The sequence below is a fragment of the Stenotrophomonas forensis genome, assembly GCF_028752115.1.
Taxonomy (GTDB): domain Bacteria; phylum Pseudomonadota; class Gammaproteobacteria; order Xanthomonadales; family Xanthomonadaceae; genus Stenotrophomonas; species Stenotrophomonas forensis.
The window spans coordinates 813,837-837,453 of the sequence record NZ_CP082270.1 but is presented as its reverse complement, the minus strand read 5'-3'; the positions used below and the strand labels follow the sequence as shown (position 1 = coordinate 837,453).

The following is a 23,617-nucleotide window of genomic DNA, read 5'->3' as shown; positions in this document are numbered from 1 at the left end:
GACATAAAAAAGGCGTTAAATGCGCGCGCCCATTCCGGAAATCTGAATGGGGGACAGGGCCCCTCCTCTGCGGGCCGGCTTCATTTTCGAGAATTCCTCATGCGTAGAAAGGCGATGGCGTGGTCGATCCAGCTGGCGTTGATGGGCGTGGCTGCTTCCGCGGCGGCCCAGGCACCGGCCTCCTCTTCGGTTCAACAACTGGATGCGGTGCAGGTCACCGGTTCGCGCATTCCGCGCGCCCAGGTGGAAGGTCCCGCCCCGATCACGGTGATCAGCGCCGAGCAGATCCGTTCCAGCGGCTTCACCACCGTGCCGGACGTGCTGCGGTCGATGACCCAGAACGGCGGTGAGACCCAGAGCCAGCAATCGTCCAGCGGCGCCGACTTCTCGCCGGGCGCCCAGCAGGTGGACCTGCGCGGCCTTGGCCCGAACCACACGCTGGTGCTGGTCAATGGCCGTCGCATCGCCGACTTCCCGATGCCGTTCAAGGGCCGCAGCAACTTCACCGACGTCTCCAACATTCCGCTTGGCATGATCGAGCGCATCGAAGTGCTGACCGGCAGCGCTTCGGCCATCTACGGCTCCGACGCGATCGCCGGCGTGGTCAACTTCATCCTGAAGAAGAAGGCCGACGGCACCACGATCGACATGCGCATGGGCACTACCAGCGAGGGCGGTGGCGAGTCGTTCGACATGAGCTTGGCCAGCGGCTTCAGCCGCGGCAACTTCAACGCCGTGTACAGCGTTGAGCTGCAATCGCAGACCCCGTTGTGGGCCTATGAGCGCGACATCCAGGATTCAACCCAGGACGGCCCCACCGAGGGCTCGCGCATCGCGCGCCGCGCCTACCTGCGCACCGACTACAACGACGACTACCTGGACCCGGGCGCCGCTACCTGCGAGGCGTTGGCCGGGCAGAACCAGGGCAGCACCTACCGCGCCTTCCGCCCGAAGTACGGCTACTACTGTGGCAGCGACGCGTCGATCGGCTACGGCACCATCCTCAGCAAGCGCCGCGGCGCCAATGGCTATGCGTCGCTGAGCTACGACTTCGACAACGGCCAGCAGTGGTTCGCCGACGTGCAGCTGGGTTACCACACGATGTCGCTGATGCGCGACGTCACCAAGTGGGGCCGGATGGATGCCAACGGTGACGAGTCGGGCTACTTCAACAACCAGGCCACCGGCGAAATCGAATTCTGGCAGCGCCAGTTCTCGCCCGAGGAAATGGGCGGCCTGCGCAACGCGATGGTGCGCAGCACGCAGAAGACCTTCAGCGTGACCACCGGCTTCAAGGGCAACCTGGCCGGCAACTGGGACTACGAGGCGGCGCTGAGCCACTCCCAGTACCAGTCGCGGATCAGCTGGGCGCAGATCATCGCCGCCAAGGCCAATGACCTGTTCCTCGGCCCGCAGCTGGGGGTGGACGATGACGGCTTCCCGATCTACAACGCCGACCCGTCGCGCCTGTACCGGCCGCTGACCCGCGCCGAGTACGACTCGATCGCCGCACGCACCACGTATTCGCCGAAGTCGCGCACCGAGACGGCCGCGTTCACCGTGACCAACTCGGCCCTGTTCGGCCTGCCGGGCGGCGATGCCGGCTTTGCCGCGACCGTGGAAGTGGGCCAGCAGGCCTACGCGCTGAATCCCGATCCGCTGGCCACCCAGTACTACTACTACAGCTGGAAAGATTCGGACGGCCAGGGTTCGCGCAACCGCTGGGCCACCGCGGCCGAGCTGCGCATGCCGCTGCACGAGACGGTCAACCTGAGCGTGGCTGGTCGCTACGACCAGTACCGCTATTCGGGCCATACCATCGGCAAGGCCACCTGGAGCGGCGGCCTGGAATGGCGCCCGATCGATACCCTGCTGGTGCGTGGTTCGTATGGCACCGCGTTCCGTGCACCGGACCTGCACTACGTGTTCGCCGGCCCGGGCAACGACGAGACCAGCGCCGAAGACCTGTACAGCTGCCGCCTCGAGGGCGCCAGCGACTGTTCGGATTACGAGCGCAACCTGATCCGCAGCCGCACCGGCAACCGCCAGCTGGATCCGGAAACCAGCACCTCGTGGAGCGCCGGCTTCGTCTGGTCGCCGGCAATCGGCCTGGACCTGTCGGTGGACTGGTTCGACATCGACATGCGCAAGCAGGTGCAGGACATGGACGTGCGCACGATCCTGGCCAGCGAGGCGAACTGCCGCCTGGGCAGCGCCGACATCAACTCGCCGACCTGCGTGGACGCGCTCGACCGCATCACCCGTACCAGCGACGGCCGCCTGTATGGCGTGCGCGTGGCGCCAATCAACGTCGCCCGCGAGTCCACCTCCGGCATCGACATGGGCCTGCGCTACCGCCTGCAGACCGGGGTCGGCGACTTCATCCTCAACGGCACCCACACCTGGGTGAAGAAGCATGATTTCCAGCGCTACCCGGGCGACCCGACCCTGGACCAGTTCGCGGTCAACAGCGGCTTCGACATCCCGCGCACCAAGACCAGCCTGAGCGTGACCTGGGAGAAGGACGCCTGGTCGGCCACGGTCTACGGCTCTCGCCTGGGCAAGCTGCCGACCTCGGACAACTACGACCAGGTGTTCAAGTGGGACAGCGGTGACAGCCCGTACGTGAAGGCGACCTACCGCTACAACGCGTCGCTGCAGTACCGCTTCGACGACCATTCGCGCCTGTCGCTGTCGGTGGTCAACGTGTTCAACAAGATGCCGCCGAAGGACGCCACGTACACCGCGTACCCGTACTACGACGTGTCCTGGTTCGACAGCGTGGGCCGCACGATCAACCTGCAGTACACCCACAAGTTTGGTGGCAGCGCGCTGTAAGGCACGGCGCATTGCAGGACGTGGACGACAAGGCCCGCCATTGGCGGGCCTTGTTTCTTATGCACACCGCGCGTGGAAAGCGATGGGAACTTGGTGTGGACAAGTGGCCGCGAGGCTTGCAGTGCAGGCGTTTCCACGCGTGGTGATTTTTTATCCATCACCGTGATTGTTTTCCACACGGGACGTGGAGAGCGATGGGAACTTGATGTGGACAAGTGGGTGCGAGCATTGCGCCGCAGGTGTTTTGAGGCGCGGTGAATTTTTGTCCACGATTCGACCGCACTGATCGGGGTCGGAGCTCTTTCCTGCGGAAAGGGATCCGACCCCACGGTTTTCCACATTGGGCGTGGAAAGCGGTGGGGGTTTGGTGTGGACAAGTGCGTGCGAGCCTTGCACCGCAGCCGTTCCGGAGCATGGTCAATTTTTGTCCACGCCCGAAACCGATACCGGAAACGCAAACGCCCCGCACAAGGCGGGGCGTCCGGCGTCGATCCGATGCCGCTGGATCAGACGTTGAAGCGGAAGTGCAGCACGTCGCCTTCCTGCACGCGGTATTCCTTGCCTTCCAGGCGCAGGCGACCGGCTTCCTTGGCGCCAGCTTCGCCCTTGTACTTGATGAAGTCGTCATACGCGATGGTTTCAGCGCGGATGAAGCCCTTCTCGAAGTCGGTATGGATCACCGCGGCGGCCTGCGGGGCGGTGGCGCCCTTGCGCACGGTCCACGCGCGGACTTCCTTCGCGCCGGCAGTGAAGTAGGTCTGCAGGCCGAGCAGGCTGTAGGCCGCGTTGATCACGCGGTTCAGGCCCGGCTCGCTCAGGCCGAGGTCGGCCAGGAAGGTGTCGCGGTCTTCGTCGTCGAGCTGGGACAACTCCTCTTCGATCGCCGCCGACACCGGCACCACCTGCGCGCCTTCGGCGGCAGCGTGGGCGCGCACGGCGTCCAGGTGCGGATTGTTCTCGAAACCATCTTCCAGCACGTTGGCGATGTACATCACCGGCTTCAGGGTCAGCAGGAACAGGTCACGGACCAGCGCCTTCTCTTCCTCGTCCAGGCCGACCGAACGGCCGGACTTGCCGTCGGACAGCGCGGCCTGCAGCTTGGCCAGCACCGGCTTGCGTGCCGCCGCTTCCTTGTCGCCACCCTTGGCGGCGCGCTCGGCGCGGTTCAGCGCCTTCTCGACGCTGTCCAGGTCGGCCAGGGCCAGTTCGGTATCGATGGTTTCGATGTCCGAGATCGGGTCGACCTTGTTGTTGACGTGGATGACGTCGGCGTTCTCGAAGCAGCGCACCACGTGGGTGATCGCATCGACTTCGCGGATATGGGCGAGGAACTTGTTGCCCAGGCCTTCACCGCTGGCGGCACCGGCCACCAGGCCGGCGATGTCGACGAACTCGACCGCGGTCGGAATGACCTTCTGCGGGTTGATGATCGCCGCCAGTTCGTTCAGGCGCGGGTCCGGCACCGGCACGATGCCGACGTTCGGTTCGATGGTGCAGAACGGGAAGTTCGCCGCGGCGATGCCCGCCTTGGTCAGCGCGTTGAACAGGGTCGACTTGCCGACGTTGGGCAGGCCGACGATGCCGCATTTGATACCCATGGGTGACAGCTCTCTGGGGTGAAAGTGATTGGTGAAACAGCGCGCGCGCTGCTTGGCCAATCCATCTCGGTCTGGAACATCCGCCAACCAAGGTTGGCGACTAAGGGGGTGAAACGCGTGCCAACCAAGGTTGGCACCTACCCAAAGCGGGTTATTTCGGGGTGTGCAGCCGCTTCATCGCTTCGCTGAAATCACCCTGTACCGCCAGCGGCATCACGTCGATGGCATCGTCGATGGCGCGTGCGATCAGCACGTCATCGTCCTTGGACGGGCGTCCCAGCACCCAACCCACCACGCGGTCCTTGTGCCCGGGATGGCCGATGCCCACGCGCAGGCGATGGAACTTGCCGTGGCCGAGCAACCGGATGGTGTCGCGCAGGCCGTTCTGGCCACCATGGCCACCGTCGAACTTCAGCCGCGCCACGCCGGGCGCCAGGTCCAGTTCGTCATGGGCCAGCAGGGTTTCCTCCGGCTCGATCTTCCAGAACCGCTGGGCGGCGGTGACCGACTTGCCACTGAGGTTCATGAAGGTGGCGGGCTTGAGCAGCCACACCGTCTGCCCGGCGATCTCGACCTTAGCGGTCTCACCGAACAGCTTGCTGTCCACATTCCATCGCGCACCGGCCTTTTCAGCCAGGGCCTCAACGAAATGAAACCCGGCATTGTGCCGGGTCCGGGCGTGTTCCGATCCGGGGTTGCCCAGACCGACGATCAGTCGCAGTCCTGCCATGGTTCCTTCCAGAACGGTGCCTGCCCGAAGGCAGGCACCGTCACTGCATTACTCGGCAGCCGGAGCTTCAGCGTCGGCAGCGTCTTCCTTGCCGTGCTTGGCGGTGACGATCGCGTCGTCGTGGTCCTTGCCCAGCGCCAGGGCCGGGATTTCCACGCCCTTCGGCAGCTTGATGTTGGACAGGTACACCACGTCGCCAGCAGCCAGGTCGGCCAGGTCGACTTCGATCGACTCCGGCAGGTCCTTCGGCAGGCAGCTGATGGTCACTTCCTTCAGTTCGTGGGTGACCACGACGTCGGCAGCCTTGCCGGCCGGCGAGGTGTCTTCGTTGATGAAGTGCAGCGGGACCGAAGCGGTCAGGGCTTCGTTCTCGTTCACGCGCTGGAAGTCCAGGTGCATGATCAGCTGCTTGTACGGGTGGCGCTGCATGTCACGCAGCAGGACCTTCTGCACCTGGCCGTCCAGGTTCAGGTCCAGGATCGAGGCATAGAACCACTCGTTCTGCTGGGCCAGCCAGATTTCGTTGTGGTCCAGGCTGATGGCGACCGGCTCGGCGTTGCCGCCGTACACGATGGCCGGGATCACACCGGCGTGACGCAGGCGGCGGCTCGCACCCTTACGCTGCAGTTCACGCTTGGTGACCTTGATTTCATGGGTCTTCGACATTTTCGACTACTCAGGTTGTTGCCGCGCCTTGCGGCGTGGCGGTTGAAGATGCTTCCGCGACCAGAAGCATCCGGGGCATGCCCCCACCGTTGCCGGCGGGGACGAAAACTCAATCGACGTACAGCGAGCTGACCGACTCGCCGAAGGCGATGCGGCGCATCGTTTCGGCCAGCATTTCCGCCACGCTCAGCTGGCGGATCTTGCTGCACACCCGCGCGGCGTCCTTCAGCGGGATGGTGTCGGTCACCACCAGCTCGTCGAGCTGGGAATTGGTGATGTTGTCCACCGCCGGGCCGGACAGCACCGCGTGGGTGCAGTAGGCGGCGACCTTGAGCGCACCGCGCGCCTTGAGGGCAGCGGCAGCGGCGCACAGGGTGCCGGCGGTATCGACGATGTCATCGACCATCACGCAGGTCTTGCCTTCGACGTCACCGATGATGTTCATCACGGTGGAGACGTTGGCGCGCGGGCGGCGCTTGTCGATGATCGCCAGGTCGGCGTCATCCAGGCGCTTGGCCACCGCACGGGCGCGGACCACGCCACCCACGTCCGGCGAGACGACGATCAGGTTCTCGGTGCCGTAGGCGCGCCAGATGTCGGCCAGCAGCAGCGGAGAGGCGTACACGTTGTCGACCGGAATATCGAAGAAACCCTGGATCTGGTCGGCGTGCAGGTCGACGGTCAGCACGCGATCAGCGCCAGCGGTGCTGAACATCTTGGCCGCCAGCTTGGCGGTGATCGGCACGCGCGAGGAACGCATGCGGCGATCCTGGCGCGAGTAGCCGAAGTACGGCACCACGGCGGTCACGCTGGCCACCGATGCGCGCTTGAGCGCGTCGATCAGCACCAGCAGTTCCATCAGGTTTTCCGCGCTCGGCGCGCAGGTCGGCTGGATCACGAACACGTCCTGCTTGCGGACGTTCTCTTCGATCTCCACCTGCACTTCACCATCGGAGAAGTGCGAGACCAGCGCCTTGCCCGGGCGAACCCCCAGTTCCTTGCAGATGTTCTGCGCCAGACGTTTGTTGGCGTTGCCGGAAAAGACCAGCAGGTTCGGGGACTCTTGCATCATGATTGTCTCGGGCGGGGACGAGTGGCGGGGATCCGGAGTCGGCAAGGACCCTCATGGACCCTTGCTGCTGACAACACCGCGGTTGTTTCCACGTCCCGCGCAGGCGATGCGCTGGAAGGCGCGGACACAGCCGCTATTGGCAGGGGCGGTAGGATTCGAACCTACGAATGCCAGGATCAAAACCTGGTGCCTTGGGCCTCTTGGCGACGCCCCTGCATTGATAAATCAGTGTTGCTCGAGTGCATCCAGCAGTGGCGAACGCGCAACGCCCGCTGCCACCCTTGCCCGCAACTCCTTCGGCAACTTCGACCGTCCCTGCTCTGCGGCAGCCTGCGATGCGAACTCGACGAAACAACCACTTCCCGAACCGGTCAGCCGCGCGGAGCCGATGCTGCTCAACGCTGCGAGCGCGGCCTCGACGGCAGGCTCACGGCGGCGCAGCACCGGTTCGAACGCGTTCCCGACCAGGGTCCCGGAAGCGAAGTCCTCTATTTTCGCCACTGGGCTGTCGCGCGTCAAATCCGGGTCTGCGAAAAGGGCCGGCGTGGGAACATGAACGCCCGGCTCGACCACCACATACCAGGCCGGAGCCAGCGTGATCGGCTGCAGCCGCTCCCCCACCCCTTCGGCCCAGGCATTGCGGCCACGCACGAATACCGGCACGTCAGCCCCCAGGCGCAGGCCCAGCGCGGCCAGCGCGTCTTCGTCCAGGCCGGCCTGCCAGAGCCGGTTCAACACGACCAGTACGGTGGCCGCATCCGACGAGCCACCGCCGAAACCGCCACCGGCGGAAACATGCTTTTCGACGATGATGTCCGCGCCTTGCGCGACATTCGCCGCCTCTTTCAGCAACCTGGCGGCACGCACCGCCAGGTCATCGGCCTCGGCCACGCCCGCCAGGCCGCCGCCCTGCCGACGCACCTGGTCGTCTTCACGCAGGCGCAGGCCAATGCGGTCCCCCCAGTCCAGCAGGCGGAACACGGTCTGCAGCTCGTGGTAGCCATCAGCCCGGCGGCCGGTGATGTGCAGGAACAGGTTCAGCTTGGCCGGGGCTGGCCACCAGGACCAGCCCGCGTCGTCGGCTGCACCATTCATGGTGCGCCCTGTCCCCACTGGTCCACCAGCAGGCGCACCTTGGCGTCGCCATTGCCGGCCTCGATCCGGCGCGGCAGCGCCGGGCGTCCGCCCTCGGCCGGGTACCAGTCCAGATACTGCACCTGCCAGCCCATCTGCTGCATGCGGCGCGGCCGGCCTTCACCGTCACGCTCGACCTTTTCCGGGCCGGCGGCATCGCCGGCCACCAGGCCACGGATCCAGTCCGGCAACTGGTTGACCGGGATGTCCCAGCCGGTCGCTTCCAGCAGCAGCTGCTGGGCGTCCTCGCCATCACGCGGCCCCCCGGCCAGTCCTTCCAGGCGACCGGCCTCGGAATGGGTATCGCCGGTCAGCTTCCAGCTCTGCCGGGTCACCGGTGCGCTCAGCTCGACCACGTAGCGGCGCCCGTCCTGCTTCCAGTCGATGCGACCGCTGCCACCGTCCTTGCCCTTGCTGACCGCGACCCGGCCCTGGAAAGCCCAGTCCGGCTGCGCCTGCAGCGCCGCCACGCGCGCGGCCTCGGCCTGCGCCGCTTCGGCCGACACCGTCTCGACCACGGCCGGGGCCGGCGTCTTCTGCGTGCCCACCGTCGTGCACGCGCTGACCGCCAGGGTCACGGCCGCCAACAGCAGCGGCCGGATAAAGGGAACACTCATGGATTGAATTTCTCGCGGGCGCGCAACAGCGCGCGGTTTTCAGGGTCGAGCTTGGCCGCTTCCTCGAAGAAGTGGCGGGCCTCGTCATGCTTGCCCAGCACCCACAGCACCTCACCGACATGGGCGGCGATCTCCGGGTCCTTGGCCAGGGTCCAGGCACGGCGCAGCTGCACCAGGGCCTCTTCCTTGCGGCCCAGGCGATACAGCACCCAGCCGTAGCTGTCGACGATGGCCGCGTTGTCCGGCTCGGCCACGCGGGCGCGGTCGATAAGTTCCAGCGCCTCCTGCAGACGACCGGTACGGTCGGCCAGGGTGTAGCCCAGCGCGTTCAGTGCCGGCACGTTCTCCGGGTCGGTCACCAGGATCTTGCGCAGGTCAGCCTCGGCACGCGGAATGTCGTCACGACGCTCCCAGGTGAGCGCACGGGCGTACAGCAGCCCGTTGTCATCCGGGTAGGCGGCCAGGCCGCGGGCCAGCGCGTCCAGTTCACCGGCACTGTCGTCGGCGCGCTGGCGCAGCTCGGCCTCCAGCAGGTAGGCATCGCGGCGCACATCGTCGTCGACCACGGCGTCGGACTGGATCGCGTGCACTTCATCCAGCGCCAGCGGCAGGCGCCCGGCCAACGCCTGCGCATTGGCCGCACGCAGGCGCGCTTCGCTCAGCTCATCGCCACCGGGCACGCTGTGGTACCACTGCACCGCCTCGGGATAGCGCTTCAGGTACTCGGCGATCTTGCCCAGCAGCAGGCGCTGCGCCGGGTCCGGCTTCGCCGCCTGCCGCGACAGTTCGTTGTACAGGTTGGACAGCGCGGCCTTGTCACCCTGCTTGGCCAGCAGCGAGGCGCGCATGCCCCAGGTCTGCACGTCCTGCGGGCCGAACGCCAGCACGCGCTCGGCCGCGGACGGCTGGCCGAGGCTGTCGTAGGCGATGGCCACCGCGTTGCGCAGTTCCGGGTCCTGGCGGGTCTTCGGCTCGACGTCGTGCAGCAGCGACAACGCCTTGTCGGTCTCGCCGGCCTGCTGCAGCTGGCTGGCGCGCAGCAGCGCCACGCGCGGCTCCTCGGGGAACCGCTTGACCACTTCGTCGATCATGCGCCGCGCCAGCTCGGGCTTGTCCATGCGCAGGGCCAGGCGGCCAAATTCCTGCCAGGCCTCGATCTTCGGCGGAATGGCGTTGGCATCGACCAGCTCCCCCAGCACCTGCGCCGGCACCGCCGGATCGCGGCCACCGCCGATCAGCGCGGCCAGGGCGAACTTCCAGCCACGTTCATCAGGGTCGGCCAGCAGGGCCTGCAACTCGGCGCGGGCGGCCTTCACATCGCCCTGGCGCATGGCCAGCGCACCAGCGGCACTGCGCATGGTCAGCGAGCTGGGCGCGCGCTGCTGCCACAGGGCCAGGCCCTTGGCGGCGCTGGCATCGTCGTTGGCGAGCATGGAAATGCGGGTGGCACGCTCGGCCAGGCCGGCATCGCCGTCGGTCTGCTGGGCCGCCTGCAGGTACCCGCGTGCGGCCTCGGCCAGCTTGCCGGCCTGCAGCGCGAACTCACCGGCCATCACCGGTTCCAGCGCCAGTTCCTCAGTGGCCGCGGCCCGTACGGGGGCCTTGGCCGGCACCGCCGCCAGGGCCTGGCCGCAGGCCAGGGACAGCAGCAGAACACTGGGGATGCGAATCAATGCGGGCATCGTCGGCATCGGGGCCTTAAAATGTCGTCCAATGGCCAGCAGCTTATCGCAAGCAACTGAACAATGACCCTGTGGGTGCTCGGACTGAATCACCAGACCGCACCGGTAGAGCTGCGCGAGCGCGCGGCCTTCGCCGGTGAGGCGTTGCCGCGCGCGCTCGGTTCGCTGCGCGATACCCCGCAGATCGCCGAGGCAGTGCTGCTGTCCACCTGCAACCGCACCGAGCTGTACGCCGTGGCCGATTCGGCGCAGGCGCTGGACCAGTGGCTGCATGCCCAGGCCGGCGACCTGCAGGGTTACCTGTACCAGCATGCCGACGCCGATGCGGTGCGCCACCTGTTCCGGGTTGCCACCGGGCTGGATTCGATGGTGCTGGGCGAACCACAGATCCTGGGCCAGGTGAAGGATGCCTGGTCGACCGCGCGTGATCACGGCCTGCTCGGCCAGCGCCTGGACCGCCTGTTCCAGCAGACCTTCTCGGTGGCCAAGCGCGCCCGCACCGATACCCAGGTCGGCGCCAATCCCGTCTCGGTGGCGTCGGCTGCGGTGCGCCTGGCACAGAACGCGTTCGCGCGCCTGGACGATTCCACCGTGCTGCTGGTCGGTGCCGGCGAGACCATCGAACTGGCCGCGCGGCACCTGAGTGAAGGCAAGGTACGGCGGCTGCTGATCGCCAACCGCACCCTCGCCCACGCGCAGGAACTGGCCACCCGCCATGGCGGGGTGGCCCTGCCGCTGACCGAACTGGACCGCCATCTGGGCGAGGCCGATGTGGTGTTCTCGGCCACCGCCGCACGCGAACCGGTGATCCATCGCGAGATGGTGGCCAAGGCCCTGCGCGCGCGCCGGCACAAGCCGATGCTGCTGTTCGACCTAGCCGTGCCGCGCGACATCGAGGCCGAGGTCGGCACGCTCAATGACGCCTTCCTCTACACCGTCGACGACCTCGAACGCGCGGTGGAAGACAACCGCCGTGGCCGCCGCGAGGCGGCCGCCGAGGCCGAAGCCATCATCGACCTGCAGGTATCGCGCTTCATCGAGACCCAGCAGGCCAGCGCCCACCAGGCACCGCTGCGGCAGCTGCGCGCATTCGGCGAGGCCACCCGCACCGAGCTGCTGGAGCGCGCCCGCCAGCAGCTGGCCAACGGCAAGCCGGCCGACGAAGTACTGGAACTGCTGGCCCACGGCCTGACCAACCGCTTGCTGCATCCACCGACCGCTGCCCTGCGCGCCGCCGCGCTGAGCGGCGATGCCGACCTGACCCGCGCCGCCGAGCGCCTGTTCCCGGCCACGCCGGGTTACCGCCACCCACCCGTGAGACCCGATGACGCCGACCCTGCGCCGTAAGCTGGAAGCGCTGGCCGAGCGCCGCGAAGAACTGGAACGCCTGCTCGCCGAACCCGATGTGGTCGCCGACAACACCCGTTTCCGCGACCTTTCGCGCGAATTCGCCCAACTTGAACCGGTCGCTTGCGCACTCGCCGATGAGGCCCGCGCCAAGGCCGACCTGGCCGCCGCCGAAGGCATGCGCGCCGACCCCGACCTGCGCGAGCTGGCCGACGAGGAAATCGCCGCCGCGCAGACGCGCCTGCAGCAACTGGAACAGGAGCTGGCGCTGCTGCTGGTACCGCGCGACCCGCGCGACGAAGGCAACCTGTTCCTGGAAGTGCGCGCTGGCACCGGCGGCGACGAAGCGGCGATCTTTGCCGGCGACCTGTTCCGCATGTACGCCCGCTACGCCGAGCGCCAGGGCTGGAAGGTCGAGATTGAATCGGACAACCCAGGTGAACACGGCGGCTACAAGGAAGTGGTGGCGCGCGTGGTCGGCCGTGGTGCGTTCTCGCGCCTGAAATTCGAATCGGGCACGCACCGCGTGCAGCGCGTACCGGCCACCGAATCGCAGGGCCGCATCCACACCTCGGCCGCCACCGTGGCGATCATTCCCGAGGCCGACGAAGTCGATGACATCGTCATCAACCCGGCCGACCTGAAGGTGGACACCTTCCGCTCCTCCGGTGCCGGTGGCCAGCACGTCAACAAGACCGAATCGGCCATCCGCATCACCCACGTGCCGACCGGCGTGGTGGTGGAATGCCAGACCGAACGCAGCCAGCACGCCAACCGCGACAAGGCGATGAAGCGCCTGAAGGCGCAGCTGCTCGACGCCGAACGCCAGCGCCAGGACGCGGCGCAGGCCGAGTCGCGGCGCCTGCAGGTCGGCAGTGGTGACCGCAGCCAGCGGATCCGTACCTACAACTTCCCGCAGGGGCGGATCACCGACCACCGCGTGGAAGGCCTGACCCTGTACGACCTTCCCAACATCCTGGCCGGCGATCTCGACACGCTGCTGCAGCGGCTCAGCCACGAACACCAGGTCGACGCCCTGGCCCAGCTGTCGGCGGGCTGAGTCGCATGTCCGCCTGGCAGCAGCGGCAGCACCTGCAACAGGCGATCGCGCGCCAGCCCAGCGATTTCGTCGCCTGGGTGATGCTGGCCGACCTGGAACTGGAAGCCGGCGACATCGCCGCCGGCGAGCAGGCCGCACGACGCGCGCTGCAGCTGCGCCCGAACCATCCCGAAGCGCTGGCGCGCCTGGGTCGCGTGGCATGGATGGCCGGCGCGCATGCCGACGCCGCGACGCTGCTTGGCCAGGCTGCCGCCCTGGCACCGCAGCACCCGGGCATCGCGCTGTGGCTGGGCCACGCGCTGGAAGATGCCGATGATGCCGAAGGCGCGGCGGCGGCGTATCGACGCGCGCACGCACTGATGCCGTCCGAGCCGTACATCGCCGCACAACGCCTGGCCTGGCAGCGTCGCCTGTGTGACTGGCAGGACGTGGACGCAATGGCCGCGCAGGTGCGCAGTGCACTTGCCTCCGGACAAGGCGTGGTCGAACCGTTCGCCTTCCTCAGCGAAGACGCTTCCGCCGCCGAGCAGCTGGCCTGTGCGCGCGCGCGTGCATCCGCGGTAGCCGCTTCGGTGCGACCGCTGCCACCGGTAACGGTGCGTACCCAGGGCCCGCTGCGGGTTGGTTTCCTCTCCAACGGATTCGGCGCCCATCCCACCGGGCTGCTGACCGTGGCCCTGTTCGAGCAGCTGCGCGATGACCCTGCGCTGCAACTGCATCTGTTCGCGCTGAGCCGCGACGATGGCAGCCGCATCCGCCGGCGACTGCAGGCGGCGACGCATCTGCACGATGTCGCCGGCCTGCGTCATGCCGACATTGCCACCTGCATCCGCGGGCAAGGCATCGACCTGTTGTTCGATCTGCGCGGCTGGGGTGGCGGCGGCACGCCGGAAGTTCTGGCCATGCGCCCCGCCCCGCTGCAGCTGAACTGGCTGGCCTACCCGGGCACGTCCGGAGCGCCGTGGATGGATGCAGTGATCGGTGATGACTTCACCCTTCCCCCATCACTGGAACCACACTACAGCGAACGCGTGCTGCGCCTGCCGCGCGCCTTCCAGCCTTCGGACAACACCCGTGTGCTGGAGTCCGCACCGACGCGTGCCGAGTGCGGCCTGCCCGAACGCGGCGTGGTGTTCTGCTGCTTCAACAACAGCTACAAGCTCAACCCGCGCAGCATGGGCCGCGCCTTCGCCGTACTGCAGGCGGTGCCTGGCAGCGTGCTGTGGCTGCTGTCCGGCCCGGGCCAGGCCGATGCACGGCTGCGGGCGGCTGCGCAGAACGCGGGCCTGGACCCGGCACGCCTGGTGTTCATGGCCAAGTTGCCGCATCCGCAGTACCTGGCCCGCTATCAGCTGGCCGATCTGTTCCTCGACACGCATCCGTACAACGCCCACACCACCGCCTCCGATGCGCTCTGGGCCGGCTGCCCGGTGCTGACCTGCCCCGGCGACACCTTCGCCGCGCGGGTGGCCGGCAGCCTCAACCATCACCTCGGCCTGGCCCGGATGAACGTCGCCGATGATGCAGCGTTCATCGCCACCGCCAGTGCGTTGGGCAACGACCCGGCGGCGCTGGCCGCGCTGCGCGCCGAGCTGGCGCAGGCACGCGAACACAGCGGCCTGTTCGACATGGCCGGCTTCGCCCGCGACCTGTCAGCGCTGCTGCAGAGGCTGGCCGGTGAGCACGGCTGGCGCGGCGTCGACAGAACCTGAGCACCACCTGCGCTACGCTCGGGCTTCCTTCCCGCGTGGTGTGACGATGGCAAAGCTCAAGCGCAAGGAGTACGACGAACTGCTGCTGCCGCTGCAGCTGGAACTGACCGCGATGGCGCGCTGGGTGCAGCACAGTGGCCAACGCCTGCTGGTGCTGTTCGAAGGCAGGGATACGGCGGGCAAGGGTGGCGCGATCCAGGCCATCAGCCAGCATCTCAACCCTCGCCAGTGCCGGGTGGTGGCCTTGCCCAAGCCCACCGACCGTGAGGCCACGCAGTGGTATTTCCAACGTTATGCATCGCACCTTCCCGCCGCCGGCGAGATCGTGCTGATGGACCGCAGCTGGTACAACCGCGCCGGCGTCGAGCGGGTGATGGGGTACTGCAGCGAGACCGAGTACCAGCAGTTCCTGCGCCAGGCGCCGGTGTTTGAACAGCTGCTGGTGGACGACGGCATCCTGTTGTTCAAGTACTGGCTGTGCGTGGACCAGGAGCAGCAGGAAAAGCGCTTTGCCGAGCGCCACATCGATCCACTGAAGGGCTGGAAGCTGTCGCCGGTCGACCTGAAGTCACGCAGCAAGTACAGCGCCTACACCGAAGCGCGCGAGGCGATGCTGCGCGCCACCCATCGCGAAGGCGCGCCGTGGACGCTGGTGGATTTCAACGACCAGCGGCTGGGCCGGCTGACCCTGGTGCGCAACCTGCTGGACCGGTTGCCGGACACGCGGGTGGATGCGCCGTTGCCGGAACTGCCGAAGCTGAAGGGCAAGCTGCATCGCGAGCACTACGATGTGCTGAAGCCGATCGAGGATTTCCCGGTCGAGGAATAGGGTTTGTTCGGCAGGGCTGCGCCCTGCACCTGCAGAAGCCTTCAAGCAACGGCCGAAGCAACAGCAGAAGCAGGCATTACGTGGGATGGCGGGGCGGTGCCGGAGTGCGGGGACGCCGTGAACCCATCCCTGGGGGCTTGGCCGCGGCATCCATGCCGCGGACACCCCGCACTCCGACACCGCCCCACCTCTGACAGATTTCTGCGATCTGATGGATCCACTCTGTGTGTGGATGAATCCCAATCAAAATCGAATATTTCGATATCTGTGAGATCTGAGCCGAGCATGGCTCGGCTCTACAGAAGAGCGGGCAGATCGCCGAGATCTGTCGAAGGCGGGGTGGGTCCGGTGGCGGGAGTGTCCGCGGCATGGATGCCGCGGCCAAGCCCCCATGGATGGGTTTACGGCGTCTCCCGCAACCGGACCCACCCCGCCATCCCACGGAATGCGCGCTTTTGACGTTGACGTTGACGTTGATCCAGCGGGTGCAGGGCTGCGGGCCCTGCCGGCCCACCCGCTACTTGGAAGCGGCGATCTGCTTTTCGATGTCGGCGGCGGTCACCGGGCCAAGGAAGCTGTGCGCCAGCTTGCCCTGCGGATCCAGCAGATGCGTCAGCGGCAGCCCACGCGGGGTGGCGAAATCGGCCGGCGGATCGAACGGATCCACGATCACGATCGGGTAGGTCACCGGATGCTTGGTCAGGAACGCCTGCATCTCGGGCGCCTCGATGTCCTCATAGGCCAGACCGACCACCTCGATGTTGCTGCGCATCGCATGCAGCGCCGACAGCTCCGGCATCTCCTTGCGGCACGGCGCGCACCAGGTCGCCCAGAAATTCACCACCACCCACTTGCCACGATGCGCGGCCAGGTCGTACTCGCTGCCATCCACCGCCTTCATCTTCAGCGCCGGGAACTCGGCGGTGGTGCGTTCGGCCGGGGTCTCCTCGACCGGTGCAGGCGTGCTCGGTGTCGGTGCCTGCGCCGGCGGCTGGCTGCTGGCCGGGGCCGGTTCCTGCGCCGGCTTGCAGGCGGCAAGGGCCAGCGCCAGGGCCAGTGGGAGCAGCAGCAACGGGGTCTTGCGGGTCATGGCGTGTCTCCAGAATCAGTATAGATATCGCTGACCTTGCGCTTGAGGCGTTCGCGCAGGGGCAGTCGCAGGTCGTCCAGTGCCGCCAGGGCGGCCCGGCCCAGGCTGTCGTCGCGGTACGGCAGGTGCTGCTCGGCTACCGGGATGCGCAGCTGGGTGCATTCGTACAGATCGGCCAGGCTGACCTGGTCCAGGTCGCGCGACAGCAGCCACTCGCCTTGCTCGTCGCGGCGCAGCAGGCCGATCTCCTGCAGGTTGCAGGCCAGGTCATGCAGCAGGGAGTCCGTCAGCATCGGCTCCAGCCGCAGGATTTCATCATCGGCCAGGCCCCTGCCCTTCAAGCGTGCATGGTGGAAGCGGCCGAGCAGGCGCAGCAGGCCGTAGAACTCGTAACCCTGCGGCAGCCGCAGCTCCACCGGCTGGTAGCGGAAGGCGGCCATCGACGAGGACAACGACGCGCCCAGCAGCACGGCCACCCAGCACAGGTAGATCCACAGCAGCAGGATCGGCACGAAGGCGACCGTGCCATACAGCTTCTGGTAGGACTGGAAGCTGCCCAGGTAGGCGCCGATGCCCCACTTCACCAGTTCCAGGATCACCGCGGCCAGGATCGCGCCGGGCACCGCGTGCCGCCATTTCACGGTGTGGTGCGGCACCACCCGGAACATCAGCGTGATGCACACGAACTCGATCAGGATCGGCGCCAGCCGCAGTGCCAGTTCGGCCAGCCAGCGGCCCTCCTGGGTACCGAACAGCGGCATCGCGAACACCCGCGCCGATACCGCCAGCGAAGCGGCGGCGAGCATCGCGCCCAGGGTCAGCACGGTCCAGTAGACCAGGAAGCGGGTCAGCTTGGGCCGGGTCGAGCCGACCCGCCAGATCTGGTTGAAGGTTTCTTCAACGCTGTTGAGGGTGATCAGCAGCGACACCACCAGCGCGATGAAACCGGCCGCGGTCAGCTGGCCGGCACTGGCCGAGAACTGGCGCAGGTAGCCCTCGGCCGCACGCGCGGCATTGGGTACGAAGTTGGAGAAGACGTAATCGCTGAGCTGATCGCTCCAGCGGTCGAAGACAGGGAAGGCCGAGAGCACGCCGAACACCACGATCGCCAGCGGCACCAGCGCGAACACCGTGGTGTACGCCAGCGCCGCCGCTGCCTGGAACAGGCGGTCGTCGAGGAAGCGATGCCACAGGAAGCGGCCGAAACTGATGGCCCGTGCGCGATCCCGCGCGCGCTCCATCCACAGGTTGAGCGTATCCAAAGGTTCCATCGGCGAAAGGGTACCCGATGCGGAATGCTCGCAGGATAGCCATACTGGTGGCCAGACGACGAGGAGAAGCGGGCACGATGGGCGAGATTCTGGTGCTGTACTACAGCCGGGGCGGTTCGGTGGCACGGCTGGCGCGCCAGATCGCGCGGGGCATCGGCGAGGTGCCGGGGATGACCGCGCGCCTGCGCACGGTACCGCCGGTGGCCGCGGTAACCCAGACCGCGCAGCCGCCGGTACCCGACGATGGCGCCCCCTACGTGAGCGTGCAGGATCTGGTCGAGTGCCAGGGCCTGCTGCTCGGCAGCCCGACCCGATTCGGCAACATGGCCGCGCCGGTGAAGCACTTCCTCGATGGCCTGGGCGCCGAATGGGTCAATGGCACGCTGTCGGGCAAGCCGGCCGGCGTGTTCACTTCCACCGCCTCGATGCATGGCGGCCAGGAGTCGACCCTGCTGTCGATGCAGGTCCCGCTGCTGCACCACGGCTGCCTGATCGTCGGCATCCCGTTCACCGAGCCGGCGCTGAGCCATACCACCAGTGGCGGCACGCCGTATGGTGCAAGCCATGTGGCCGGTGCTGCCGACGACCCGCAACCGACCGACGACGAGGCCGTGCTGGCCCGCGCGCTGGGCCGCCGGGTGGCCGACATCGCGCAGCGGTTGGGCCGATGAGCGCCGCGCCGCGCACGGTCCTGCTGCTGGCCCTGATGGGGCTGGCCGCGCTGTTCGCAGGCTGGTTCATCAATGACAAGCACTGGCTGGCCACCCAGCTGGTGTTCACCGCGCCGCCGCTGGCGCTGGCCGTCGCCCTGCGGCTGGGCTGGCGCAAGGCCGGCTTCTGGGCCTCGGTTCTGGCCCTGGGCTGGTTCAGCCACGGCGTGATGAGTGCCTGGAGCCACCCGGAAACACGCTGGCTGGCGCTGATCGAGATCGCACTGGCCCTGCTGGTGATCTTCAGCGCCAGCCTGCCGGGGCTGCGCGCCCGCTTCGGCAAGCGACGCTGACGCTGCGGCCGCCGGGCCGTATCATCTGTGTTCCTGGCCCCGCGCCGCTGTACCTGTCCTGGTTTCGCGCATGCACATGATGGAAGAGCTCCTGGTCGTCACCACCGGCGGCACGATCGACAAGATCTACTTCGACGACAAGTCGGACTACCAGATCGGAGATCCGCAGATCGGCATGATCCTGCGTGAGCTGGGCGTGACCTTCCGCTTCAACGTGATTCCGATCCTGCGCAAGGACTCGCTGCACATCAATCATGAGGACCGCGAGCTGATCCGCGCCACCATCGCCGCGCAGCCAACCCGCCACGTGCTGGTGACCCACGGTACCGATTCGATGGTGCAGACCGGCAAGGTGCTGGCGACGATCCCGGACAAGACCATCGTGATGACCGGCGCGCTGAGCCCGGCCCGTTTCCGCGGCTCGGATGCGGAGTTCAACATCGGGTGCGCGATCGGTGCGGTGCAGTCGCTGCCGACCGGCGTGTACATCGCGATGAACGGTCGGATCTTTGATCCGCAGCACGTGCGCAAGAACGTGGCGGCGAACCGCTTCGAGTCGGTCTGAGGAACGGCGTGCCGACCAAGGTCGGCACCCACCAAAGCGCTGCCCTTGTAGTGCCGAGCCATGCTCGGCAACCGCGCGCCAGCGCGGCACAGGCATCCCAAGCCGAAGGCCGTGCCGACCAAGGTCGGCACCCACCCGGACAAGAACGCCCCGGCCGGAGCCGGGGCGTGCCCATGGAGAGGGACTTGGGCTTAGTACTGGGCGTTGAGGGTCAGGCCCGAGAAGGTGCTGTACGCCTTGACCCGCACATACCAGGTGCCGGCAGCGGGGCTGTTGATGGTGCAGGTTTCGCTGTTGCCACTCAGGTACGGGCGACAGGTGTAGGTGGTATCGGTCGGGGCACTGCCCTGGCGCACGTAGAGGTCAGCATCACCGCTGCCACCACTGATCGCCACGCGCAGCTGGGTGCTGCCGGCCGGAACCGCGACGGTGTAGTTCAGCTCGGCACCGGTCGCGGCGCCCAGGCCGGTCACCGGCACGTTGTTCTGCAGCACGTTGCCACCCGGGTTCGGCCCACCACCGTTGATGGCCGCAGCAACGGCGGCATCGGCGTCGACGATGCCGGCACCGCAACCACCCGAGCATGCACCCGGCAACGGACGTGCGGTGCTCTTGATGATGCTCTCGACCTGTGCCGGACTCAGCGCGCTCGGCGCCACCGACTGCATCAGTGCAACTACGCCGGCCACGTGCGGCGCCGCCATCGAGGTGCCGTTGTAGGACGCGTAGGTGGCGCTGCCCGGCGTGGTGGTGCCGGTGTTGAGGGTGGACAGGATGCTCTGGCCCGGGCCGGAGATGTCGATGCCGGCACCATAGTTGGAGAAGCTGGCACGCGCACCGGCCGAGGTGGTCGCGGCCACCGCGATCACGTTCGCACAGTTGGCCGGCACCGACGAGGACACGTTGGTGTTGCTGTTGCCAGCGGCGACCACCACCGTGGTGCCACGGCCGACCGCACCGTTGATCGCGTTCTGGTAGGTGGACGAGCAGCTGCCGCCGCCGCCCAGCGAGAGGTTGATGACCTCGGCCGGATTGGCGTTGGCCGGCACGCCGCTGACGGTGCCACCGGAGGCCCAGACGATCGCATCGGCGATATCCGAGGTGTAGCCACCGCACTTGCCGAGCACGCGGACCGGCACGACCTTGGCGTTGAACGCGGTGCCGGCCACGCCGGTGCTGTTGTTGGTCACCGCCGCCACCGTGCCGGCGACGTGGGTGCCGTGCCAGCTGGAGTTGGAGGCTGGAATGCCCGGGCCGCACTCGTTGGCACCGTACCAGTCGCCTTCGTCGTTCGGATTGCTGTCGCGGCCACCGCCATCACGCGCCATCGCCGCATCGCTGATGAAATCGTAGCCCGGCAGGATGTTGGCATTGAGGTCCGGATGGTTGGTGATGCCGGTGTCGATGACCGCCACCACCACGCCGGTGCCGGTCGACTTGTCCCAGGCCGGGCGCACGTTGATCGACGCATTGGAGGTGCCAAAGCCCCACTGCTCGCTGAAACGGGTGTCATTGGGCGTCAGCGTGGCACGCATGATCTGGTCGACTTCGACGTATTCCACGTTCGGATCGGCGGCCAGCTTGCGCATCAGCAGCTCGGATTCGGCCTGGTCGAGCGGACGATCGGTCCTGACCAGGGTCGGGCCGACGGCCAGCTTGCGGACTTCCTGCAGGCCCAGCGCGCGGCCCTGGCTGCTGGCCAGGCCGGCGGCGGCCGTCTTCAGCGAGGAAGCCAGTGCGGTGGTATTGGCCACCGGCGCACTGCCGTCACGGTACTTCACGATGAAGCGCTGGTGCGTCGGCGCGGACTGCAGCCCGCTGAGCTGGACATCACCGGCCAGCGCAGGCGTGGCCAGCAGCAGCGATGACAGAACGGACGCACCAAGGACCACCCACACTCGACGCACACGCGGTTGCGTTACCTGGGACATCGTATTTCCCTTTCTAGTGGTGTGAATGCCGGAATCGGCAGAAGCACCGGCCCGAACCATGGGCTGGCTTGCGTTGGCGAGGTTCGAAGTCCGGCGAGTCAGCGGATCCCCCTTTTGATCCGCCGTGCAGATGACGCTAATGACCAAAACCGGACACCACAAGATTTTCAGCGTCTTTTCAGCAAGATGAAATGTCTGATCTGAGACTTTCCGGGTCGAGGGTTTGTGAAGGTGAAGGAACTTTCGCGCGCCCTGCACAGCCCTGACTGGGGGATGTCATGTCCACGCATGACTTTGCCGACATCGGCGTCCGCTCACCAACGACGACGGCCGCCCGGCATCGGAACGGCCATCACGCATGTGCTTCAGGAACAGCGCTACTGTGCCTGCGCAACACCGGCGGGACGGATCTGCTGCCCCTTGACCGGCTCACCGCGCGCGACGGGCTGGCCATCGGCCAGGTAATCGGAGAACTGCGCCGGCAGCGCCGCGCCGACGCCGAATGCAGGCCCTGCCTGCAGCTGGTAGTGCAGGTGCGGCTCGGAGGAATTGCCGCTGTTGCCACAGTCAGCCAGATGCGCACCGCTGCGGACCACCTGCCCCTGTGCGACGCGCACGCTGCCCTGCCGCAGGTGCGCCAGCACCGAGTACTCGTCATTGCCGTGGTCGAGGATGACCCGGTTGCCGGTGAGCTGCGCCGCATTCATCTGGCCGGGCACGTTGTCGGCAACACTGTCGACCACCTCTACCACGGTGCCATCGGCAGGCGCGAGGATCGGGCGACCGAAGCAGAAGTAGTCTTCATTGCGCAGCCCGTCGCCCCGGTGCGATCGGCCCTCGCGGACCATCAGCAGGTCCAGCGCGAAGCGCTGGCCGGCGTGGGCCGCATGGTAGTTCTGCTCGATGCTGCGCCCACCCCAGAACACGAAGAACTCGTCGTCGAACGGCAGTTGCAGGCGCGTGCGGGTGGTGTAGTCAAGGAACCGGCTGGCCGCGGCCTGTGGGGGCGAGGACTGTTCGGGGCGGATGTAGAAGCCGCTGATCCGCCCCTCGGCGTCGAGTGCCCACAGCACCTGGACGATGCCCGGGCGCTTCTCGAAACGAACCTGGCGCAGATAGGTGTCGTTTCCATCTGCACTGCCGACCTTCTCGCTGACCACTTCCGTTTCCGCCCCCCAGCCGGAGATCACCTGCTCGCGCAGTGCCACCAGGTTCTGCCTGGACTGCAGCGCCGCCTGCATCTGCGGCGTCATCCGCTCCCACAGGGCGTCGATGTGTCCCTCGTAGAACTGCGTGGTCAACGCCGCCCCCTGCTGGCGCGGATCGCTCGTCGCGGCCCTGCCACCGAGGGCTGGAAGGGCGAGAACCAGAACTGCAATCAGGCGTGGAAGCAATGTCATGTCAGGGCTCCTTGCGATCTGGAACGGGAATACCGGCGACGATCGCCGCCAGCTGCGTGCGGTATTCGGTAAGGGCCTGTCGCCCAACCGGAGTCAGCTGCAGGGTGGTCAGGGGACGCTTGCCCCGGAACGTCTTGTCGATGGCAACCAGCCCGGCCGCCTCCAACTTGCTCAGATGGCTGGACAGGTTGCCTTTGCTCAGGCCACTGAGATGTTCGACGAAACCGAACTCGGCCGATTCGGCGCCGGCCAGGATCGACAGGATCAGCAGGCGTGCCGGTTCGTGGATCAGGCGATCAAGCTGCAGCAGCGTGCGGGCATCAGGCAATCTGCTCATTCGGGGTGTGCCCGCCCCGCCATGAACATGCGCATCTCGGCCTGCAGGCGGAGGAAGCGCTGGTGATCACGCCAGCCGACGACGATCAGCGCGATGGACGCCAGCGGGAACACGGCGGTGCTCGGCCCGAACCCATAGGTCTGCCCGGTGAAGGCCAGCGCGGCCTGGCACATCAGGAACACGCCCACGATGAACTCCAGGGGAGTACGCAGCCAACGCCACACGACCCAGGGCAGCATCGCCACCACCCCGAGGTAACCGAGTGCGCGCAGGTCCCAGGGCCGCTCCCCCATCGGGGCCAGCCGGGTCAGCACGCTGCCGACCACCAGCACGCTTACCAGCGCGGTGAAGGCGATGAAGAATCGCTGGAAATTGCGCTCGACCGGCGTGACCTGCTCCTCGACCTGGCCCAGCCGCTGATAGTAGCGGCGCGCAAGCCACTGCTTGCCGACGATCCAAAGCATGGGCATGGCGATCAGCACGATGCGCAGCGCCAGGGTGGTCGGCAACAGGGCGCCGGCCAGGAAAGAGGCCAGGCAGGCAACGCCACCGGCCATCGCCGACAGGCCGCCGGCGCTTCGCGAGTACCGCGAGTATTCACGGGTCAGCGCCTGCAGGCGCGAGGAAGGGTCGATGACGGACGGCTGCTGCATGACATGCTCCAGCGGGGGCGTTTGAATTAAGTTTGCATTGCAAACCTATTTGCGTCAATCACTCCCGGGCAGCGATCCGGCG

At 67.2% G+C, this 23,617-nt stretch carries 21 protein-coding genes and 1 tRNA gene; 8 read left to right on the top strand and 14 right to left on the bottom strand.

The genetic code is table 11. From position 1 onward, the window contains the following. Nucleotides 1-99: 99 nt before the first annotated feature. Nucleotides 100-2,838: a TonB-dependent receptor plug domain-containing protein gene (locus K5L94_RS03815; RefSeq protein ID WP_274512023.1), complete on the top strand. Its 2,739-nt coding sequence runs from the start codon at nt 100-102 to the stop codon at nt 2,836-2,838. 506 nt (nt 2,839-3,344) lie between these two features. On the opposite strand, the gene ychF is transcribed toward K5L94_RS03815, so the two are convergent. From ychF to K5L94_RS03775, 8 genes are all read right to left on the bottom strand, one after another. After that, a complete protein-coding gene (gene ychF / locus K5L94_RS03810) occupies nt 3,345-4,436 on the bottom strand; it encodes a redox-regulated ATPase YchF (RefSeq protein WP_274512022.1) in 1,092 nt (363 codons plus the stop codon). A 151-nt stretch (nt 4,437-4,587) separates the two neighbouring features. Continuing rightward, the gene (gene pth, locus K5L94_RS03805) at nt 4,588-5,166 is read right to left on the bottom strand and encodes an aminoacyl-tRNA hydrolase (protein WP_008268208.1); all 579 of its coding nucleotides are present in this window, start codon (nt 5,164-5,166) and stop codon (nt 4,588-4,590) included. Between the two features lie 48 nt (nt 5,167-5,214). After that, nucleotides 5,215-5,832 carry a 50S ribosomal protein L25/general stress protein Ctc gene (locus tag K5L94_RS03800; protein WP_008268775.1) on the bottom strand — a complete coding sequence of 206 codons (618 nt, stop codon included), beginning with the start codon at nt 5,830-5,832 and terminating at the stop codon, nt 5,215-5,217. 109 nt (nt 5,833-5,941) lie between these two features. After that, on the bottom strand, nt 5,942-6,901 hold the full coding sequence (locus K5L94_RS03795; RefSeq protein ID WP_005415400.1) for a ribose-phosphate diphosphokinase: 960 nt from the start codon (nt 6,899-6,901) through the stop codon (nt 5,942-5,944). A 140-nt stretch (nt 6,902-7,041) separates the two neighbouring features. Beyond that, a tRNA-Gln gene (locus tag K5L94_RS03790) sits at nt 7,042-7,118 on the bottom strand. Between the two features lie 11 nt (nt 7,119-7,129). Then, the gene (gene ispE, locus K5L94_RS03785; protein ID WP_274512021.1) at nt 7,130-7,999 is read right to left on the bottom strand and encodes a 4-(cytidine 5'-diphospho)-2-C-methyl-D-erythritol kinase; all 870 of its coding nucleotides are present in this window, start codon (nt 7,997-7,999) and stop codon (nt 7,130-7,132) included. After that, nucleotides 7,996-8,655 (bottom strand): lipoprotein insertase outer membrane protein LolB, encoded by a 660-nt coding sequence (gene lolB / locus K5L94_RS03780; RefSeq protein WP_053511510.1) that lies wholly within the window; start codon nt 8,653-8,655, stop codon nt 7,996-7,998. Before lolB ends, ispE begins: the two co-directional genes overlap by 4 nt. Continuing rightward, complete coding sequence (locus K5L94_RS03775) at nt 8,652-10,337, bottom strand: tetratricopeptide repeat protein (protein WP_187299798.1); 1,686 nt, start codon at nt 10,335-10,337, stop codon at nt 8,652-8,654. The genes lolB and K5L94_RS03775 overlap by 4 nt, the downstream gene beginning before the upstream one ends. Nucleotides 10,338-10,400: 63 nt before the next feature. On the opposite strand from K5L94_RS03775, the gene hemA reads away from it, so the two are divergent. From hemA to ppk2, 4 genes are read left to right on the top strand one after another with little or no spacing between them, the layout of a single operon-like run. Next, a complete protein-coding gene (gene hemA / locus K5L94_RS03770; RefSeq protein WP_053448874.1) occupies nt 10,401-11,684 on the top strand; it encodes a glutamyl-tRNA reductase in 1,284 nt (427 codons plus the stop codon). Further along, the gene (prfA, locus tag K5L94_RS03765) at nt 11,662-12,744 is read left to right on the top strand and encodes a peptide chain release factor 1 (RefSeq protein WP_274512020.1); all 1,083 of its coding nucleotides are present in this window, start codon (nt 11,662-11,664) and stop codon (nt 12,742-12,744) included. Before hemA ends, prfA begins: the two co-directional genes overlap by 23 nt. A 5-nt stretch (nt 12,745-12,749) precedes the next feature. Further along, nucleotides 12,750-14,456: an O-linked N-acetylglucosamine transferase, SPINDLY family protein gene (locus tag K5L94_RS03760; RefSeq protein WP_274512019.1), complete on the top strand. Its 1,707-nt coding sequence runs from the start codon at nt 12,750-12,752 to the stop codon at nt 14,454-14,456. A 46-nt stretch (nt 14,457-14,502) separates the two neighbouring features. Next, complete coding sequence (gene ppk2 / locus K5L94_RS03755; protein WP_049455893.1) at nt 14,503-15,285, top strand: polyphosphate kinase 2; 783 nt, start codon at nt 14,503-14,505, stop codon at nt 15,283-15,285. Nucleotides 15,286-15,802: 517 nt separating this feature from the next. Here ppk2 and K5L94_RS03750 read toward each other — a convergent pair. Continuing rightward, nucleotides 15,803-16,375, bottom strand: a complete 573-nt coding sequence (locus K5L94_RS03750) for a TlpA family protein disulfide reductase (protein WP_053448871.1) — start codon at nt 16,373-16,375, stop codon at nt 15,803-15,805. Continuing rightward, complete coding sequence (locus K5L94_RS03745; protein ID WP_004154462.1) at nt 16,372-17,646, bottom strand: YihY family inner membrane protein; 1,275 nt, start codon at nt 17,644-17,646, stop codon at nt 16,372-16,374. The genes K5L94_RS03750 and K5L94_RS03745 overlap by 4 nt, the downstream gene beginning before the upstream one ends. Nucleotides 17,647-17,723: 77 nt before the next feature. Here K5L94_RS03745 and wrbA point away from each other — a divergent pair, with 77 nt between their 5' ends. From wrbA to K5L94_RS03730, 3 genes are all read left to right on the top strand, one after another. Then, nucleotides 17,724-18,317 (top strand): NAD(P)H:quinone oxidoreductase, encoded by a 594-nt coding sequence (gene wrbA / locus K5L94_RS03740; RefSeq protein WP_053448870.1) that lies wholly within the window; start codon nt 17,724-17,726, stop codon nt 18,315-18,317. Beyond that, the gene (locus K5L94_RS03735; RefSeq protein ID WP_032130425.1) at nt 18,314-18,649 is read left to right on the top strand and encodes a DUF2069 domain-containing protein; all 336 of its coding nucleotides are present in this window, start codon (nt 18,314-18,316) and stop codon (nt 18,647-18,649) included. Before wrbA ends, K5L94_RS03735 begins: the two co-directional genes overlap by 4 nt. Before the next feature lie 79 nt (nt 18,650-18,728). Beyond that, nucleotides 18,729-19,214 (top strand): asparaginase domain-containing protein, encoded by a 486-nt coding sequence (locus K5L94_RS03730; protein ID WP_274512018.1) that lies wholly within the window; start codon nt 18,729-18,731, stop codon nt 19,212-19,214. A 191-nt stretch (nt 19,215-19,405) separates the two neighbouring features. Here K5L94_RS03730 and K5L94_RS03725 read toward each other — a convergent pair whose 3' ends face one another. The 4 genes from K5L94_RS03725 to K5L94_RS03710 all read right to left on the bottom strand — a co-directional run bounded on the left by K5L94_RS03725 (nt 19,406) and on the right by K5L94_RS03710 (nt 23,535). Then, nucleotides 19,406-21,145, bottom strand: a complete 1,740-nt coding sequence (locus K5L94_RS03725; protein WP_053448869.1) for a S8 family peptidase — start codon at nt 21,143-21,145, stop codon at nt 19,406-19,408. Between the two features lie 377 nt (nt 21,146-21,522). Next, a complete protein-coding gene (locus K5L94_RS03720) occupies nt 21,523-22,545 on the bottom strand; it encodes a M23 family metallopeptidase (RefSeq protein WP_053448868.1) in 1,023 nt (340 codons plus the stop codon). Between the two features lies 1 nt (nt 22,546). Further along, nucleotides 22,547-22,882 (bottom strand): transcriptional regulator, encoded by a 336-nt coding sequence (locus K5L94_RS03715; protein ID WP_004154344.1) that lies wholly within the window; start codon nt 22,880-22,882, stop codon nt 22,547-22,549. Continuing rightward, nucleotides 22,879-23,535 carry a hypothetical protein gene (locus K5L94_RS03710; RefSeq protein ID WP_053448866.1) on the bottom strand — a complete coding sequence of 219 codons (657 nt, stop codon included), beginning with the start codon at nt 23,533-23,535 and terminating at the stop codon, nt 22,879-22,881. The genes K5L94_RS03715 and K5L94_RS03710 overlap by 4 nt, the downstream gene beginning before the upstream one ends. Nucleotides 23,536-23,617: the final 82 nt, after the last annotated feature.